The following is a 14,778-nucleotide window of genomic DNA, read 5'->3' on the forward strand; positions in this document are numbered from 1 at the left end:
AAAAAGCCCGCCGCGTTTCTTCAGATAAACCGCGATGGCCGGGTTTAGGGCTGCTTCGCAGCCCAGCGCGGGCGATGCGGCGTTCCGACAAGCCCGCTCGCCACAACTGCGCTATCTGCCAGGATTTAGGCGTTGCGGCAAAGTTGTGTAGATACCGCTGCTGCGATAGAGGTTTATCAGTCACTGCAATATTGACTGCTATATCGCTATCGCAGGCAAGCCAGTTCCCACCGTTTGATCGTGGCAGCCTCGAATCAGGCGTTGCCGGCCAGCTTGAGGCGGGCCGCCTGGGTAAAGTCCAGCATGCGCTTGAGCGGGCGCACGGCATGGGGAATCAACGAGGGCTCGACGAAAATTTCGTTGCTGCCTTCGCGCAGGCATTGCAGCGTGCGCTCCAGGGTATTCATCGCCATCCACGGGCAATGCGCACAACTGCGGCATGCCGCGCCGTTACCGGCGGTTGGCGCCTCGACAAACACCTTGTCCGGGCACAGCTGCTGCATCTTGTAGAAAATGCCGCGGTCAGTGGCGACGATAAACGTCTTGTTCGGCAACCGTTGCGCCGCCGCAATCAACTGGCTGGTGGAACCCACGGCATCCGCCAACTCGATCACTGACGTAGGTGACTCCGGGTGCACCAGGATCGCTGCATCCGGGTACAGCGCCTTCATGTCTTCCAACTGCTTGGACTTGAACTCTTCGTGGACGATGCAGGCACCGTCCCACAGCAGCATGTCGGCACCGGTCTGGCGCTGGATATAGGTGCCCAGGTGCTTGTCCGGCCCCCAGATAATAGTCTCGCCGTTATCCATCAGGCTTTCGACGATTTCCAGGGCACAACTGGACGTTACCACCCAATCTGCCCGGGCCTTGACCGCCGCCGAGGTGTTGGCATACACCACCACGGTGCGCTCCGGATGCTGGTCACAGAACGCTGAGAACTCCTCCACCGGGCAGCCCAGGTCCAGGGAGCAGGTGGCTTCCAGGGTTGGCATCAGGATGCGCTTTTCGGGGGTGAGGATTTTCGCCGTCTCGCCCATGAATCGCACGCCGGCGACCAGTACGGTCTTGGCCGGATGGGCAGCGCCGAAGCGGGCCATTTCCAGGGAGTCGGAAACACAACCGCCTGTTTCTTCGGCCAGGGCCTGAATCACCGGGTCGCAATAGAAGTGAGCCACCAGCACCGCGTCTTGAGCCTTGAGCTCGGCGGCAATGGCAGAACGTAAGCTTGCCTCTTGCTCGGCACTGAGCACCTTGGGTTGCTTGGCATCGAGGTGGGCTTGGACCAGAAGGCGTTCGGAAATTTGCGTCATGTTCGCAAGACCTACAGGCGCAATTGCGCGAAAGTCGAGTGTACCACCGGCTCTGGAGCCCTTCGGGCGCCGCCGGACGAAGTGATTGTGTTCATCAAGCACGGGTTTAGGTGAAGCTGCGCAAGGCTACAGAATATCGATTGGATTCAAAAGCCTAATATGGCGCGGGAACATTACCCATTTCCCTGGCCAGTTCCAACCAGGCTCGTGCAGCCGGCGGCAAGTGAGCATTACGCCGCCAGGTCAGGGCGATATGCCAGTCGGTCCGGGGCTCATCCAACTCAATCAACGCAATGCCGGCATGCAGGTGTTTGTAGGCCAGCATGCGCGGCAGGAAGGCGACACCCAGGCCCGCGCCGACCAGGTCGACGATAAAGTCGATCTGGGCGCTGCGCACGGAAACCTTCGGCGAGACGCCTCGGCGCTCGCAGGCACTAAGAATGATGCGGTTAAGGGCGAACCCGGCTTCGAACAGTATGAACGGCGAGTCAGACAGGTCGGAAAAATCCACACTCTTGCGCCCGGCCAATGGATGACTGCTGGGCAGGACCACCATCAACGGCTCGACGCGCACGTCCTGATACTCGAACTCGCCCTCCACCGGTACCAATAGCGCGGCGACATCCACTTCCCCCGCTTGCAGGCACTCGCCTAGCTTCTTGCTGCCATGCTCGATCAACTCGATTTCGATCTGCGGATAACGCTGGCGGTACACCGCAAACATCACCGCAAATAATTCACCACTGCCCACCGGCGGCAAGCCAATACGCAAGACGCCACGCTTGAGCCCCAGCAGGTCATTGATCTCCGCCACCAGGTCACTGCGCTCTGCGAGCAACACCAGGGCGCGGCGGTAGGCAATCTCACCGGCGGCTGTCAGTTCGTTCTTATGGCCGATACGGCTAAAAAGCGGAGTGCCTAACTCCTCCTCCAGGGTCTTAACCGCTTTGCTGACGCTCGATTGCGTGAGCGAAACCATCTCGGCCGCTTGTGAGAAACTGCCTTGGCGCACCACTTCGACAAAGGCTCGCAGCGTTCGCAGGTTCATGACTATTCCATTTGCGACTTGAATGAAGTTGTAAAAGTTGTTTTTACCATGAAAAGCCTTTGACTATCCTCCACCCACCGTTTTCTTTATTCCGGGGCCTCACTGTTCATGATCATTTCGTCTGCATCGGATTACCGCGAAGCCGCACGCCGCAAACTGCCGCGTTTCCTGTTCGACTACATTGACGGTGGCGCCTACGCCGAGCACACCCTCAAAGCCAACAGCTCAGACCTGGCAGACATCAGCCTGCGCCAGCGCGTCCTGCGCAACGTCGAGAGCCTGAGCCTGGAAACCACGCTGTTCGACCAACCGCTGGCGATGCCGGTGGTCATGAGCCCGGTGGGCCTGACCGGCATGTTTGCCCGGCGCGGGGAAGTCCAGGTGGCCAACGCGGCGGCCAATAAAGGCATTCCTTTTTGCCTGTCGACCGTTTCGGTGTGCCCGATCGAGGAAGTCGCATCGCAGACCGCGCAATCGATCTGGTTTCAACTCTATGTGCTCAAAGACCGCGGCTTCATGAAGAACGCCCTGGAGCGCGCCCAGGCCGCCGGGGTGAAAACCCTGGTGTTCACCGTCGACATGCCAACCCCCGGCGCCCGCTACCGCGATGCCCACTCCGGGATGTCCGGCCCGTATGCCGCCCAGCGGCGCATGTTGCAGGCCGTGACCAAGCCAGCCTGGGCTTTTGATGTGGGACTTATGGGCCGCCCCCACGACCTGGGCAACATCTCCAAATACCTGGGCAAACCGACCCACCTGGAAGACTACATCGGCTGGCTGGCCACCAACTTCGACCCTTCCATCAGTTGGAAAGACCTGGAGTGGATACGCGAGTTCTGGAAGGGCCCAATGATCATCAAGGGCATCCTCGACCCACAGGATGCCAAGGATGCGGTGAGCTTCGGCGCCGACGGTATCGTCGTGTCCAACCATGGCGGCCGCCAGCTCGATGGCGTGCTCTCAACTGCCAAGGCCTTGCCTGAGATTGCCCAGGCGGTTGGCAGCGACCTCACAGTGCTGGTGGACTCCGGGGTGCGCTCGGGGCTGGACGTGGTGCGCATGCTCGCCCTGGGTGCCCGAGGCGTGTTGCTGGGACGAGCGCCCGCCTACGCGTTGGCCGCTGACGGCCAGCGCGGCGTGGAGAATCTGCTGGATATCTTTGCCAAGGAAATGCGCGTGGCCATGACCCTGACCGGGGTTACGTCGATTGCGCAGATCGATGAGTCAATCCTGGTGCGCGGGCAGATCTGACCCGCCTGGGTCAGGCTTCGCTGATCTTGCTGACACTGGTGATCTGTCCATTCCAGACCATCTCGTAATGGGCGGCCTGGATAATCGACGACACCGGCCTGGGTGTCAGCAAGGCCCAGCAGTGATCGCCCTCTGAGCGCACCGACAAGTACCGAAGGCCGGGACATCCGGCCTTCTTCAGCGCACCACCCAAGCGCTGGGCGTGGCCGTAGTCGTCTGGGTCGTAGATCGGGTCGCTTATCGGTACCGACGTCGCATCCTTCATCGAATCGCCGGCAAAACTGCACGACAGTCCGCGAAAGACAAAACGCTCATAATTAAGGCCATGGACCCCGGACCAATACTGGTTCTGGTGATGACGCACCTCTGCCAGTGCCGTCTCGATAGTGGCCGCCAAGTACAGCACACCAAAATCACCAGCGCTGAAACGCGATCCAGCCGGGTTGACGTGGGTGAACGGCGCAATTGCGTAAGAGCATCCCACAATCCCGAAGGGGATTTCCCTACGGGGTATCAGCTCAATCCGGCCGACCTCATTGCCCAGTCGCGGGTTGGTCAGGGCCTGGATCTGATAGAGCGCGTCAAACTCGTCGGCATCCGCCACATCGTCAAATAACGCAATCGGCGGGAATTTGGAATTGACCAGGCGGTAGGCCTGTAACTGCGCCCCGGGCAAATCGCCCAACTGGCTGACCCTCACCATTGCGCGCCACGCAGCACATCGATGCGCCGGAAAGTTTCGTATAGGGAAATCATATCGCCCTGGGCCATGATCTCCAGGGGCGAGCGCCCGTTGAAAAACGCGTTGTCGTTAGCCATCGCCGCAAAGCCATACACGTTCTCGGGGTTATCGAACACCATGCGCAGCGTGGCGTGGATATTCAGCACGAAGCTGATGCGCTGCATCTGGTCGGCATCCAGGCTCACGGACCAGGCGGCATCGCGCTGCCGGGCGCGGGTGTAGGTACTACGCGAGATGCGCAAGATGCGGCAGGCCTGGTCGCTGCTGGCCTGCCATTTCTCCAGGATGCTCACGGCCGCTCGTAGTCCGGCGACACATTGCTCGCGGGTAAAGGGCTGTACTTGGAGGGCCAGGCTCATGGTTGCCACCTCAAATTAATCTACAGACTCAAATATAGACGCCTGAGGTCTACAGAGCAAACCACTACAACATCCCGCGTCAGTTTTTAAAACCAAAGGTCCTAGTGGCATGCTTTTAGTTATTTCGAATCGCACTTTAAAGCCTGATGGGTGAGAATGGTTCCCGTCTACATTTTCTCCAATCCATTGTGTATGAGCCCCCAAGAAATGGAATTCAACGCGCCTTCTTTATCTCGCTGGTTACTGGCCTTGTTCGGTGCAAGCCTACTGTCCCTGTCCGGCTGCCAGAGTCAAACGCCAGAACAAACAGCAGCCTCGGCGGCAGAACAGGCACAGGGACGACAGGAATACGCAAAGTTCGTCAACTCGTTCAAAACAATACTGCGCAGTTATGCCCTGGCCGCCAATGAACAGGAGCTGACAGGTGTGATGAATATGATCATGACCGTCGACACGCAAAACCATGTGGTGGACTGCTCAACCCAACGCGGAACGCTGTTGCCCAACGAGGGCCAGAACCAACTGCGTCAGGCCAAGCTGGCCAAACTGGTCACCGAGCTGTGCTGGACCACGCTGTTTCCCGAGGTCTCACAAAAGGCCTTCTCCGATAACAAGGATTCCCAGGTGATTGTCGCTCCCATGGTGTTCACCCCTCTGATTGGGCTCTCGGAAGAACAGCAACAGCTGCAGAAAACCCGTATCGACCTCTATAGGCAGATCCGTTTCTTCCGCGAACAACTGTTTGTAGGGCATGACATCCAGAGCATTGGCGTCGCCAGCTTCCACTTCATTGCCGACGCACAGGGCAAAGTGAATGAGTGCATGGTCAACCTGAATCAAAGCCCGTTCCGCTCGCAGGGGTTCAAGGCAGATAGCGCGTTGCAGCAACGCCTCGCCACGCAGTGCAAACGGCTGGACCTGCGCCAGATGCCGGGGTTTGCCAACTACCCTGAGGGGCTGCCCATGGGGTATGTGCAGGTGGACTACAGTCCGTGGATGAATGGGCGCAAGCAGCTTTAAGGCTAGGGTTGGTACGGACCTGAGGGGCTGCCGCTTCATCGTGGAAAAATATCCGGAGATTCTCACTTACGTAGGGTTTCCGGGGACTCGTATCGACGTATCAATCACTAACTGTGGACTCACCACTGACCAAATAACTCCCGACCAGCTTATAACATCATCCAACACCTCCCACAGCCAATCGTCATAACAATTACAAAAGACTCTCCACCTGTTAAAAATACCTGTCAACTATGACAGTAGACACAACCCGAAAAGCAAGCTCATAGTTTCACAAGTACATCTAGAGGATGCACAAAGTGAAAAGCTCAACTGTCGGTTTTTTTCTAGCACTTGCAGTGCTGCTTCAAACACAAGCCGTTCATGCTGAAGATTTCAACACATGCAAAAATGCCTGGCAAAGCAGCCCTGCCTATCAGTCATGCAGCAAGGGAGACTCTGTTCGCATCAACGCTGAGGGCACTTGCTGGATCACCGCAAGCTGCAAAATGGCCAACGGCGGAAATTTCATAACCTCCTTCAGTGGACCCGCCGCGATTGTAAAAACCATAAACGACTGTAGCGAAAAACCAAGATCATCATGTTAGTCGTGCGCAGCGAGGTAACAAAAGTGTGACACTTACAACTTATCCACTCGACCCAATATCTACCTTTGTGCTAGTCGAGGTTTTTTCTTTATATATTTCAGATAATTCCTCCATCAGGTAATGTTAATTTTCGAGTAAGGTCACGCAGGCTGAAAAACATTACTTACCTTTATTTGCGCCTCCTTCGTAGCCAACGCAGACGTTGCGACCGCGATAGCCAAGTAGTTACTCAAGTGCTTCTTATAAAAAGTTGATTGACAAGGAAAGCATCATGCCAACGGCACACCGTGAAGGCGATCCCGGCTCCCGCCACAGCGATCATTTACCACCGACACCGCTGATTATTCCCGATATCCGGCTGCCCTTCGCCGGTCCGCCACCACGCTCCGACAGCGATCAGTTGCGCACGCATGCTCTCGCCTGGGCACAGCAATACGGCTTGATAGGCCGCCGCGGCGCGCATAGGTTGAGTACCACTCCACTGCTTGACCTGGGAATGGCTTTGTGTGGGCGGGCTCCTACGCACCGAGCCGAAATTCTGGTGTGCTGGTATCTGTGGGCGCTCACTCTCGATGACCGCATCGATGATGGGCCATGGGCGGAAAACGGTGCGTTGGAGCGTTTCATCACGGCGATACAAGCGTTGATCGAACGCAGCGGTGCTGATCCATCGGGTCAAGCAAGCCGATTTGATGACCCTATGCTCGTTGTCCTGGTCGATGATCTGTGGCCTCGAACCCTGAGTTGGGGGGACGAGCGTTGGCGGCAGAGGCTTGTACGAGACCTGCTCCGACATCTGCGCGCACAGGCAACACTGGTACGAGTACGGGAAACCGACTCGGCACTCACGTTGGCCGAGTATCTGCCGTTGCGCCGGGACTCGTTCGGCGCACTGTTCTTCTTTGACCTCATCGATGCGGCCGAAACCCTCGACCCGTACGAGCATTCAGCGGACACCCAATGGTGGAACACGCTGCGTGAACACAGCGCCGATATCATTGCGTGGACGAACGATATCCATTCGATTGCCAAAGATGTGGTGTGTGGTGAGCGCTTCAACTTGGTGTCGATACTGGCGCAAACCGCTGGCATCGACTGGCCTACCGCGGTCGAGTCCGCCCATCAGATGGTGAACAGCGCGGTCGCACGGTTCACTGCGCTCGCCCCTGAGCACGCAAATCACCACCCGGGCGCCGCAACCGACCCGGACCGGCTGCGTCAGGTTGTCCGGGCAGCGGGAGACTGGCATCAGAGCGTTTCTCGCTATCACTTGCATACCGTCGATTCTACGACACAAGACAACCGGCAAATGGACCTGAAACTTACCCCGCCGACCTTGAAATCCCGGCAGTTCGAAATTGACCCCTACCCACTATATGAGCGTTTGCGTACCACTCTACCGATTGTTTACGACGAACCCACAGATGTATGGCTGGTCAGTCGGTATGTGGACGTCAAAGCCGCACTGACCCATTCCGGGGCAAGCAACAACAACTACACCTGGCAGATTGGACCGCTGCTGGGACACACTATTGTCACTATGGATGGCTGTGAACACGCCCAGCACCGAGCGCTGCTTAGCCCATCGTTTCGCAGTAAGGCCCTCGCAGCGCTCGAAGCATCCATCACCTCGGTGACCACAGACCTGCTGGCGCACATGCACGGCCGCCCCAAAGTAGACCTCATTGCTGATTTCACCGCAGCGCTGCCGGTGCGGGTGATGGCTCGTGCACTGGGTCTCCCGGCTGAAACTCGCGAGGAGGTGGAACGGCTAAAGAACTGGTGTGCCATCGGCTTCGCTTACATGGGCAACTATCGCCAGGATCCGGCATTGTTGACCGGCGGGCTATCCAACCGAGACAGTTTCTACGACTTTATCCAGCCACACATCGACGCCCGCCGCGCTGCCCCCTCAGACGATTTGATCTCGCAGCTCCTGGCAGCACGGATTGACGGTCAGCCACTATCCGAGACGTTCGTGCGGTCCTACTGCGCGATCCTGATGACCGCAGGTAGCGAAACCAGTCACGGCGCCCTGGCGAATCTCATCGTCAATCTGTTGAGCGAACCTGGCCTCAAAGAAGCGGTGATGGCCAATCCAGAGTTGATGGACAATGCGCTCGCCGAAACGCTGCGACGCAACCCACCTCTGCAACTGGTACTCCGGGAGGCCCGAGAATCGCTGGTGCTGCCGTCGGGAACGATTCCTGCTGGCGCAACCTTCGCTTGTCTTATCGGCTCGGCCAACCGTGATCCGGACCAATTCAGCGACCCGGACACCTTCAATATGTCACGCACCGACCAGGCGACAAATCATTTCGCCTTTGGTGCGGGGCGTCACTTCTGCCTGGGATCGATGCTGGCACGGATGGAGATCACGATCAGCGCTCGCATGCTGTTACAGACCTTTCCAGACGTGCGCTGGGCTCCGGGGTTTCAACCCTGCGAACGTGGATTCCTCAATCGCTGCCCTGATCGACTGGAGGTCATACTGTGACCACTACTGACTCCACCGGGGAACCCGGCTATAACTGCAGCTATCTCGCTGATCAACACGCTGGCCAATTGTCACGGCTGCGTACTCTGGAACGTGTATTTGATCCGTTGAGCCAAGCGTTTTTTGCTCAATTGGATCTTGCGGGCAAGTCGACCATCCTCGACCTCGGTGCCGGTGCCGGATCGCTCGCCGGCTGGCTGGCCAAGCGATACCCCGAGGCAACGGTCACCGCCACCGACATCGATACTCGATTCCTCACCGATATACCCGGCATTCAGGTGCTGACCCATGATGCCAGGACCGACAATTTTCCTGCTGCCTCCTTTGACGTGGTGCACGTTCGAGCGCTTTTGTGTCATCTCTGCGAACGCGAAGACATATTGACGCGCGTCGCCACTTGGGTCCGCCCGGGCGGCTGGCTGGTAATCGAAGACGTGAGCCTACAACCGAGCTTGAGAACTGAGCACCCGTTGTTCCGCAAAGTAGCCCAAGCCGGAATCACTCTCCTGGAGCGCTCCATTGGGTCCGACATGCTCTGGGCAGATACTCTCCCCAGCCGATTACGCGATCTGGGGCTCTCCAACGTTGGGCATCGCACCCTTGAAGGCCGAATCGGCGACAACAGCCCTGCCGACACATTCTGGGCTGCGACCACCGCACAGGCCGGGCCAGCGCTGCTGAAACAAGGACTTCTCACGCAAAACGAACTTGATGCGATGGCCAGCCTGCGTGCCGACCCAAAGTTCACTGACACAGCTTTGACACTGGTCAGCGCCTGGGGGCAAGTCCCCTACCTGGATAGAAAAGCGTAGCGACGAAGAGAATACAGAATGACCAACGATGTAGTGCTAGTTGACGCACAAGACGTACCGATTGGCGTTTGTGACAAGCGCGATGCACACGTGGGAGAAGGACGGCTGCATCGCGCATTTTCCGTGCATCTGATCGACAGCGGCGGGCGCCATCTGCTTCAGCGTCGTGCTGCGGGTAAAATGCTTTGGCCAGGTTTCTGGTCGAATGCTTGCTGCAGTCATCCCGCACTTGGCGAGACTATTAAGGATGCTGCGTCTCGTCGTCTACGCGAAGAGTTGGGGGTCTCTGCCTCCTGCCGCTTCCTATATAGCTTTGAGTACCATGCCCGCTTTGGTTCGATCGGCGCGGAACACGAACTGTGTCATGTATTGGTTGCTCAATCAGACGCCGTAGTCTCACCCGCCACTGAGGAAGTCAGCGAGATCAAGTGGCAGACCCGGGCCGAGATATCAGCCCGACTTTCAGAGTCTCCCGCACAATTCACGCCCTGGTTTCAAATGGAGTGGCGTCGCCTTCTATCGGAGCATCCTTCGTTCGATACACCAACGTCGCGGGAGTAAACAAACCACCTCGACGGACACTGCAACCCGCAGTCAAAACCGTCGGGGTGACAACATTTGCCCAGTCGTTGAAACAGGAGAGGGATATCTTTCGTGTGATTACCGCAATTCCGGTGAGCGACGTGCAGGAATACGCCCCATCGCCAGGTGGAGTCGCCGATCAATAGACATGGAGAGCATTACGCTTGCCTTTGCACCAGGCAAAAAAAAACCCGGAAATCCTCACTTGCGTGGGCCTTCCGGATTTTCTAAACCGCCAAAAATGGTGGGTCGTGTGGGATTCGAACCTACGACCAATTGGTTAAAAGCCAACTGCTCTACCAACTGAGCTAACGACCCGCTGTGTGGTGGCGCGTATAATACTGATTTCTAAGGATTATTCAACACCTTATTTTAAATAAATCAGAAATAACGCGTTGGGTCAGTAATTCCGGCCGCTTGGAAGCCTTCTGCACGCAGTCGGCAGCTGTCACATTTCCTACAAGCACGGCCGTCATTGTCTGCCTGGTAGCAGGAAACAGTCAGCGAGTAGTCGACACCAAGCCTTACACCCGCTTTGACGATATCCGCCTTGCTCAGGTTTTGCAGTGGTGCCTGGATACGGAAGCCGCGCCCTTCAACGCCAGCCTTGGTCGCCAGGTTGGCCATGCGCTCGAACGACTCGACGAACTCTGGACGGCAGTCCGGGTAGCCGGAGTAATCCACGGCGTTGACGCCGATAAAGATGTCGCGGGCGTTGAGCACCTCCGCCCAGCCCAAGGCCAGCGACAGGAACACAGTGTTGCGCGCCGGTACATAGGTGACCGGGATGCCCTCAGTGGGCGCCTCAGGCACGTCGATGGTGCTATCGGTCAAGGCCGAGCCGCCAATGCCGTTGAGGTTCAGACCAATCACCTTGTGCTCCACCACGCCGAGGTCGCGGGCGACACGGGCGGCGGCGTGCAACTCGGCATGGGAGCGCTGGCCATAGTCGAAGCTCATGGTGTAGCAGCTGTAACCCTCGGCACGCGCCATCGCCACCACGGTGGCGGAGTCGAGGCCGCCAGACAGCAGGATTACGGCACGTTTTTGATCAGTGGTTTGGTCAGTCATTTCAGCGTCCTGGCTCATCGTTCCAAAGGTATTTATGCAACTGCAATTGCAGGCGCACCGGCAGGTTGTCCGCGACCACCCAATCAGCCAGGTCGCGAGCGTTCAAGTCATGGTGGCTTGGAGAAAACAGCACCTCGCCGGCGCGTCGGTCCAAACCGTATTGGATCAGCTTGGAATTGGCCCAGTCATAGTCGTCCCGCGAGCAGATGACGAACTTGACCTGGTCGTTGGCGGTGAGCAGCTCGATATTTTCATAGCGATTGCGATGCGCTTCCTTGGAGTCTGGCGTCTTCAGGTCAACCACTCGGCTGACGCGAGGATCGACTGCGGAAATATCCAGGGCACCGCTGGTTTCAAGGGACACCTCGTAACCGGCGTCACACAGCTGCCTGAGCAAAGGAATGGCATTGGGCTGGGCCAGGGGCTCGCCGCCTGTTACACAGACGTAGCGAGGCCTGTAGCCTGCAACTTGCTCCAGGATGTCGTCGAGGGTACGAATGGTGCCGCCGCTGAAGGCGTAGGCACTGTCACAGTACTGGCAGCGCAACGGGCAACCGGTCAGGCGCACAAATACAGTGGGCAGGCCGGCAGTGCGCGTTTCACCCTGTAACGAGTAAAAAACTTCGGTGATGCGTAATGTGTCTTGCATAGTCGCCACGGGCGTAACAGCTAAACAGGCTGTCCGCCTCCGTCAGGCACTTTATGGGATCCCGGCAAAGCGTGAACCCCAAAAAGCGTATTTCATAAAAGGGCGTGGATTCTAACGAAAAAACCCGCGACAGGCGCGGGTTTCTTCCAAGCGGGACAGCAATGCTTACAAGCGTTGCAAGTCGCGCTGAGCCAACTGGGCGGCAGAGGTACCCGGATATTGGGCCACCACTTGCTGCAGAATGCCTTTGACCTTGTCGGTATGACCCAGGCGGCGCTCTACATCAGCCAGTTTGTACAGCGAATCAGGCACCTTGGCGTGCTTGGGGTAAAGCTGGCTGACCTTGGCAAACGCCTGGCCTGCACCCTGCAAATCACCCTTGGCCAAATTGACTTCGCCCAACCAGTACTGGGCATTACCCGCATACTGGCTGTTTGGATAACGACCCAGGAAAGCGGTGAACGCTTTGCTGGCCTTGTCGAAATCCTTGGCCTTGATCAGGTCGAAGGCTGCGTCGTAATACAGCTTTTCCTTCGCCGGGTCAGCCGGTTCGCTGCTGGCGGCAGGGGCCTGTGTGGCGCCTGCGGCTGCACCACCGGCGGCGCTTGCGGCGCCACCGGCAGAAGAATTATCAGGAGTAGCGGCTGGTGTAACGCCGGCTCCTATACGTCGGTCAAGATCCTGGTAACGCTCCAGGCCTTCCTGCTTGAGCTGACGCACCTCATTCTGCAGAACTTCAATGGTGCCTTGTTGCTGCGCCAATTGATCCTGCATGCGTTGCAGTTGGTTGAACAGCTCGCCCTGTGCCGAAGGAGCGGCCGTGGCCGCTCCCCCCGCATAGGCGCCGTTCGTGCCATAACCTGCAGGTGGATAGCTGCTCCCACTATTGTTATAGCCAGAGTTGCTATCTTCCACGGGAACCGCAGCCCACACCGCAAGCGGTGCGAGGCTGAGAGCCAATACGGTTACAACACGACGGCACGTTCGCATGACGAATTACTTACGCAGTTCGACGCGACGGTTTTGAGCCCAGGATTGCTCGTCGTTGCCGGTAGCAACTGGACGCTCTTCACCGTAGGAAACCAGTTCCAGCTGAGCTGGGGAAACACCTTGCAGTACCAGGTAACGCTGAACGGCTTTCGCACGACGCTCGCCCAGTGCCATGTTGTACTCACGAGTACCACGTTCGTCGGTGTTGCCTTCCAGAACAACGCGAGCGCCGTTACCTTTCAGGTCTTTAGCGTGAACGTCCAGAGCGCGCATGGCTTCTGGCTTCAGGTCCGAACTGTCGTATTCGAAGTAGAAAGTGGTGATCGCGCGCAGAGCAGCTTCTTCGCTCAGGGAGCCGTCAACTGCACCAGTGTTAGCGCCGTAACCAGCGTTTGGATCAACAGCTGCGCCTTCACCGGCATTGTCGCCGCCTTTAGACGAGCAACCAACGGCTACGGACAGAGCCAGAGCCAGAGCAGCAAACTTACCAAACTTCAGCATTTCCATCGTGAAACTCCTAATGAACCCCAGTGTGTTAAGTACTTCTTTTTGTAGCGCCGCGTCAGTTCAGGTAAGGGGACCAGGATGGTTCTCTGACTTCGCCTTGTGCGGTAGGAAGCGGGAGCCTTACGCGTCCATTAATGGACACGAGCATCAAGACTCCCCGGCCCTGCTGGCGGGTGGCGTAGATTACCATGGTGCCGTTGGGCGCAACAGTAGGCGACTCATCAAGAGTGCTATCTGTGAGGATTTTTACGCTTCCGCGCTGCAAATCCTGGGCCGCGACCTTGAAATTAGTGAAACCATCCTGGCGATGGATCATGACCAGGGTCTTTTCATCAGCCGAAAGCTTCGGATTGGCGTTGTAGTTGCCAATAAAGGTCACACGTTCTGCACCACCGCCGCCAACACTGCTCTTATAGATCTGTGGTTTGCCGCCACGGTCTGAAGTGAAGTAGATGGTCGAACCATCCTTGCCCCAGAACGGTTCGGTGTTGATGCCAGGGCCGGAAGTGACACGGGTGATCTGACGCGAACCGAGGTTCATCACGTAGATATCCGGGTTACCGTCCTTGGACAGCACGAATGCCAGGCGATTGCCATCCGGCGACCAGGCTGGCGCACCGTTCAGGCCTTCGAAGTTGGTGATCTGCTCACGGCGACCGGTGTCGATATGCTGGACGAAGATGCGCGGACGCTTCTGTTCAAACGACACATAGGCGATACGCTTGCCATCCGGCGCAAAACGCGGCGACAGGATTGGCTCGCGCGATTGCAACAGGGTCACTGCACGAGCACCGTCGTAGTCCGAACGTTGCAGGGTGTAGCGAGTGTTGTTCACCGAGAAACGCTCAGCCGTCACGTACAACATACGGGTAGAGAACGCACCTTTGATACCAACCAGTTTTTCGAACGACTGGTCGGCGATGTAGTGCGCCATGTCCCGCAGTTGATCGACGCTGCCCGACACGCTACCGGTCAGCACTTGCTGCTCGGTGGCTACGTTGAACAGGGCATATTGCACCTGCAGGCGACCGCCCGCTGGCACGATGCTACCTACCATCAGGTACTGGGCGCCCAAGGCTTTCCAGTCACGGTAGATCACTTCGCTGCCTTGGGTCGGCTGACTGATCATATTCTGTTTCGGAATAGGCGCGTAGTAACCCGAGTTGCGCAGGTCATTACCAATGATTTCCGCCATATCGTCCGGCAGCACGCTGCCGCCCTGCCAGCCAAACGGCACAACTGCAATCGGGGTCGCCCGATCGCTACCGCTGGTTACCAGGATGTTCTTTTCATCCGCCGCCGCTATCCCTGCCATACAGCAAATAACGACAAGCATTCCTCGAAGAAGGT

14 protein-coding genes and 1 tRNA gene are annotated in these 14,778 nt (G+C 57.6%); 5 read left to right on the plus strand and 10 right to left on the minus strand.

Going from position 1 to position 14,778, the window contains the following annotated elements:
- Nucleotides 1-254 precede the first annotated feature (254 nt).
- Entirely contained in the window at nt 255-1,313 is a 1,059-nt protein-coding gene (gene nadA, locus HBO09_RS11780) for a quinolinate synthase NadA (RefSeq protein ID WP_029300280.1), read from the minus strand.
- A 154-nt stretch (nt 1,314-1,467) separates the two neighbouring features.
- Nucleotides 1,468-2,361 carry a LysR family transcriptional regulator gene (locus tag HBO09_RS11785; protein WP_169993650.1) on the minus strand — a complete coding sequence of 298 codons (894 nt, stop codon included), beginning with the start codon at nt 2,359-2,361 and terminating at the stop codon, nt 1,468-1,470.
- Nucleotides 2,362-2,469: 108 nt separating this feature from the next.
- On the opposite strand from HBO09_RS11785, the gene lldD reads away from it, so the two are divergent.
- The gene (gene lldD, locus HBO09_RS11790; RefSeq protein WP_070994429.1) at nt 2,470-3,612 is read left to right on the plus strand and encodes an FMN-dependent L-lactate dehydrogenase LldD; all 1,143 of its coding nucleotides are present in this window, start codon (nt 2,470-2,472) and stop codon (nt 3,610-3,612) included.
- Between the two features lie 10 nt (nt 3,613-3,622).
- Here lldD and HBO09_RS11795 read toward each other — a convergent pair whose 3' ends face one another.
- Nucleotides 3,623-4,315 (minus strand): RES family NAD+ phosphorylase, encoded by a 693-nt coding sequence (locus tag HBO09_RS11795; protein ID WP_169993652.1) that lies wholly within the window; start codon nt 4,313-4,315, stop codon nt 3,623-3,625.
- Complete coding sequence (locus HBO09_RS11800; protein ID WP_169993654.1) at nt 4,309-4,713, minus strand: antitoxin Xre-like helix-turn-helix domain-containing protein; 405 nt, start codon at nt 4,711-4,713, stop codon at nt 4,309-4,311. The genes HBO09_RS11795 and HBO09_RS11800 overlap by 7 nt, the downstream gene beginning before the upstream one ends.
- A 429-nt stretch (nt 4,714-5,142) precedes the next feature.
- On the opposite strand from HBO09_RS11800, the gene HBO09_RS11805 reads away from it, so the two are divergent.
- The 4 genes from HBO09_RS11805 (at nt 5,143) to idi (ending at nt 10,190) form a co-directional block, all read left to right on the plus strand.
- Entirely contained in the window at nt 5,143-5,733 is a 591-nt protein-coding gene (locus tag HBO09_RS11805; protein WP_169993656.1) for a hypothetical protein, read from the plus strand.
- Between the two features lie 858 nt (nt 5,734-6,591).
- On the plus strand, nt 6,592-8,817 hold the full coding sequence (locus HBO09_RS11810) for a cytochrome P450 (protein ID WP_169993658.1): 2,226 nt from the start codon (nt 6,592-6,594) through the stop codon (nt 8,815-8,817).
- Entirely contained in the window at nt 8,814-9,629 is an 816-nt protein-coding gene (locus tag HBO09_RS11815) for a class I SAM-dependent methyltransferase (RefSeq protein ID WP_169993660.1), read from the plus strand. Before HBO09_RS11810 ends, HBO09_RS11815 begins: the two co-directional genes overlap by 4 nt.
- An 18-nt stretch (nt 9,630-9,647) precedes the next feature.
- Complete coding sequence (idi, locus tag HBO09_RS11820) at nt 9,648-10,190, plus strand: isopentenyl-diphosphate Delta-isomerase (RefSeq protein ID WP_169993662.1); 543 nt, start codon at nt 9,648-9,650, stop codon at nt 10,188-10,190.
- Nucleotides 10,191-10,453: 263 nt separating this feature from the next.
- On the opposite strand, the gene HBO09_RS11825 is transcribed toward idi, so the two are convergent.
- From HBO09_RS11825 to tolB, 6 genes are all read right to left on the minus strand, one after another.
- Nucleotides 10,454-10,529 (minus strand) — tRNA-Lys (locus tag HBO09_RS11825).
- Nucleotides 10,530-10,592: 63 nt separating this feature from the next.
- Nucleotides 10,593-11,282, minus strand: a complete 690-nt coding sequence (gene queC, locus HBO09_RS11830) for a 7-cyano-7-deazaguanine synthase QueC (protein ID WP_169993665.1) — start codon at nt 11,280-11,282, stop codon at nt 10,593-10,595.
- Nucleotide 11,283: 1 nt separating this feature from the next.
- On the minus strand, nt 11,284-11,931 hold the full coding sequence (queE, locus tag HBO09_RS11835) for a 7-carboxy-7-deazaguanine synthase QueE (protein ID WP_169993667.1): 648 nt from the start codon (nt 11,929-11,931) through the stop codon (nt 11,284-11,286).
- Nucleotides 11,932-12,096: 165 nt separating this feature from the next.
- Nucleotides 12,097-12,921: a tol-pal system protein YbgF gene (ybgF, locus tag HBO09_RS11840; RefSeq protein ID WP_169993669.1), complete on the minus strand. Its 825-nt coding sequence runs from the start codon at nt 12,919-12,921 to the stop codon at nt 12,097-12,099.
- A gap of 6 nt (nt 12,922-12,927) precedes the next feature.
- Complete coding sequence (gene pal / locus HBO09_RS11845; RefSeq protein WP_029300299.1) at nt 12,928-13,428, minus strand: peptidoglycan-associated lipoprotein Pal; 501 nt, start codon at nt 13,426-13,428, stop codon at nt 12,928-12,930.
- Between the two features lie 55 nt (nt 13,429-13,483).
- On the minus strand, nt 13,484-14,764 hold the full coding sequence (gene tolB, locus HBO09_RS11850) for a Tol-Pal system beta propeller repeat protein TolB (protein ID WP_169851059.1): 1,281 nt from the start codon (nt 14,762-14,764) through the stop codon (nt 13,484-13,486).
- Nucleotides 14,765-14,778 lie beyond the last annotated feature (14 nt).

It is taken from the genome of Pseudomonas sp. WS 5027, assembly GCF_012985695.1.
Lineage (GTDB): Bacteria > Pseudomonadota > Gammaproteobacteria > Pseudomonadales > Pseudomonadaceae > Aquipseudomonas > Aquipseudomonas hygromyciniae.

Bases quoted from the DNA above. Each gene is read 5' to 3' on its own strand.
- nadA (WP_029300280.1), bottom strand. From the start codon at position 1,313: ATGACGCAAATTTCCGAACGCCTTCTGGTCCAAGCCCACCTCGATGCC.
- HBO09_RS11785 (WP_169993650.1), bottom strand. From the start codon at position 2,361: ATGAACCTGCGAACGCTGCGAGCCTTTGTCGAAGTGGTGCGCCAAGGC.
- lldD (WP_070994429.1), top strand. From the start codon at position 2,470: ATGATCATTTCGTCTGCATCGGATTACCGCGAAGCCGCACGCCGCAAA.
- HBO09_RS11795 (WP_169993652.1), bottom strand. From the start codon at position 4,315: ATGGTGAGGGTCAGCCAGTTGGGCGATTTGCCCGGGGCGCAGTTACAG.
- HBO09_RS11800 (WP_169993654.1), bottom strand. From the start codon at position 4,713: ATGAGCCTGGCCCTCCAAGTACAGCCCTTTACCCGCGAGCAATGTGTC.
- HBO09_RS11805 (WP_169993656.1), top strand. From the start codon at position 5,143: ATGAATATGATCATGACCGTCGACACGCAAAACCATGTGGTGGACTGC.
- HBO09_RS11810 (WP_169993658.1), top strand. From the start codon at position 6,592: ATGCCAACGGCACACCGTGAAGGCGATCCCGGCTCCCGCCACAGCGAT.
- idi (WP_169993662.1), top strand. From the start codon at position 9,648: ATGACCAACGATGTAGTGCTAGTTGACGCACAAGACGTACCGATTGGC.
- queC (WP_169993665.1), bottom strand. From the start codon at position 11,282: ATGACTGACCAAACCACTGATCAAAAACGTGCCGTAATCCTGCTGTCT.
- queE (WP_169993667.1), bottom strand. From the start codon at position 11,931: ATGCAAGACACATTACGCATCACCGAAGTTTTTTACTCGTTACAGGGT.
- ybgF (WP_169993669.1), bottom strand. From the start codon at position 12,921: ATGCGAACGTGCCGTCGTGTTGTAACCGTATTGGCTCTCAGCCTCGCA.
- pal (WP_029300299.1), bottom strand. From the start codon at position 13,428: ATGGAAATGCTGAAGTTTGGTAAGTTTGCTGCTCTGGCTCTGGCTCTG.
- tolB (WP_169851059.1), bottom strand. From the start codon at position 14,764: ATGCTTGTCGTTATTTGCTGTATGGCAGGGATAGCGGCGGCGGATGAA.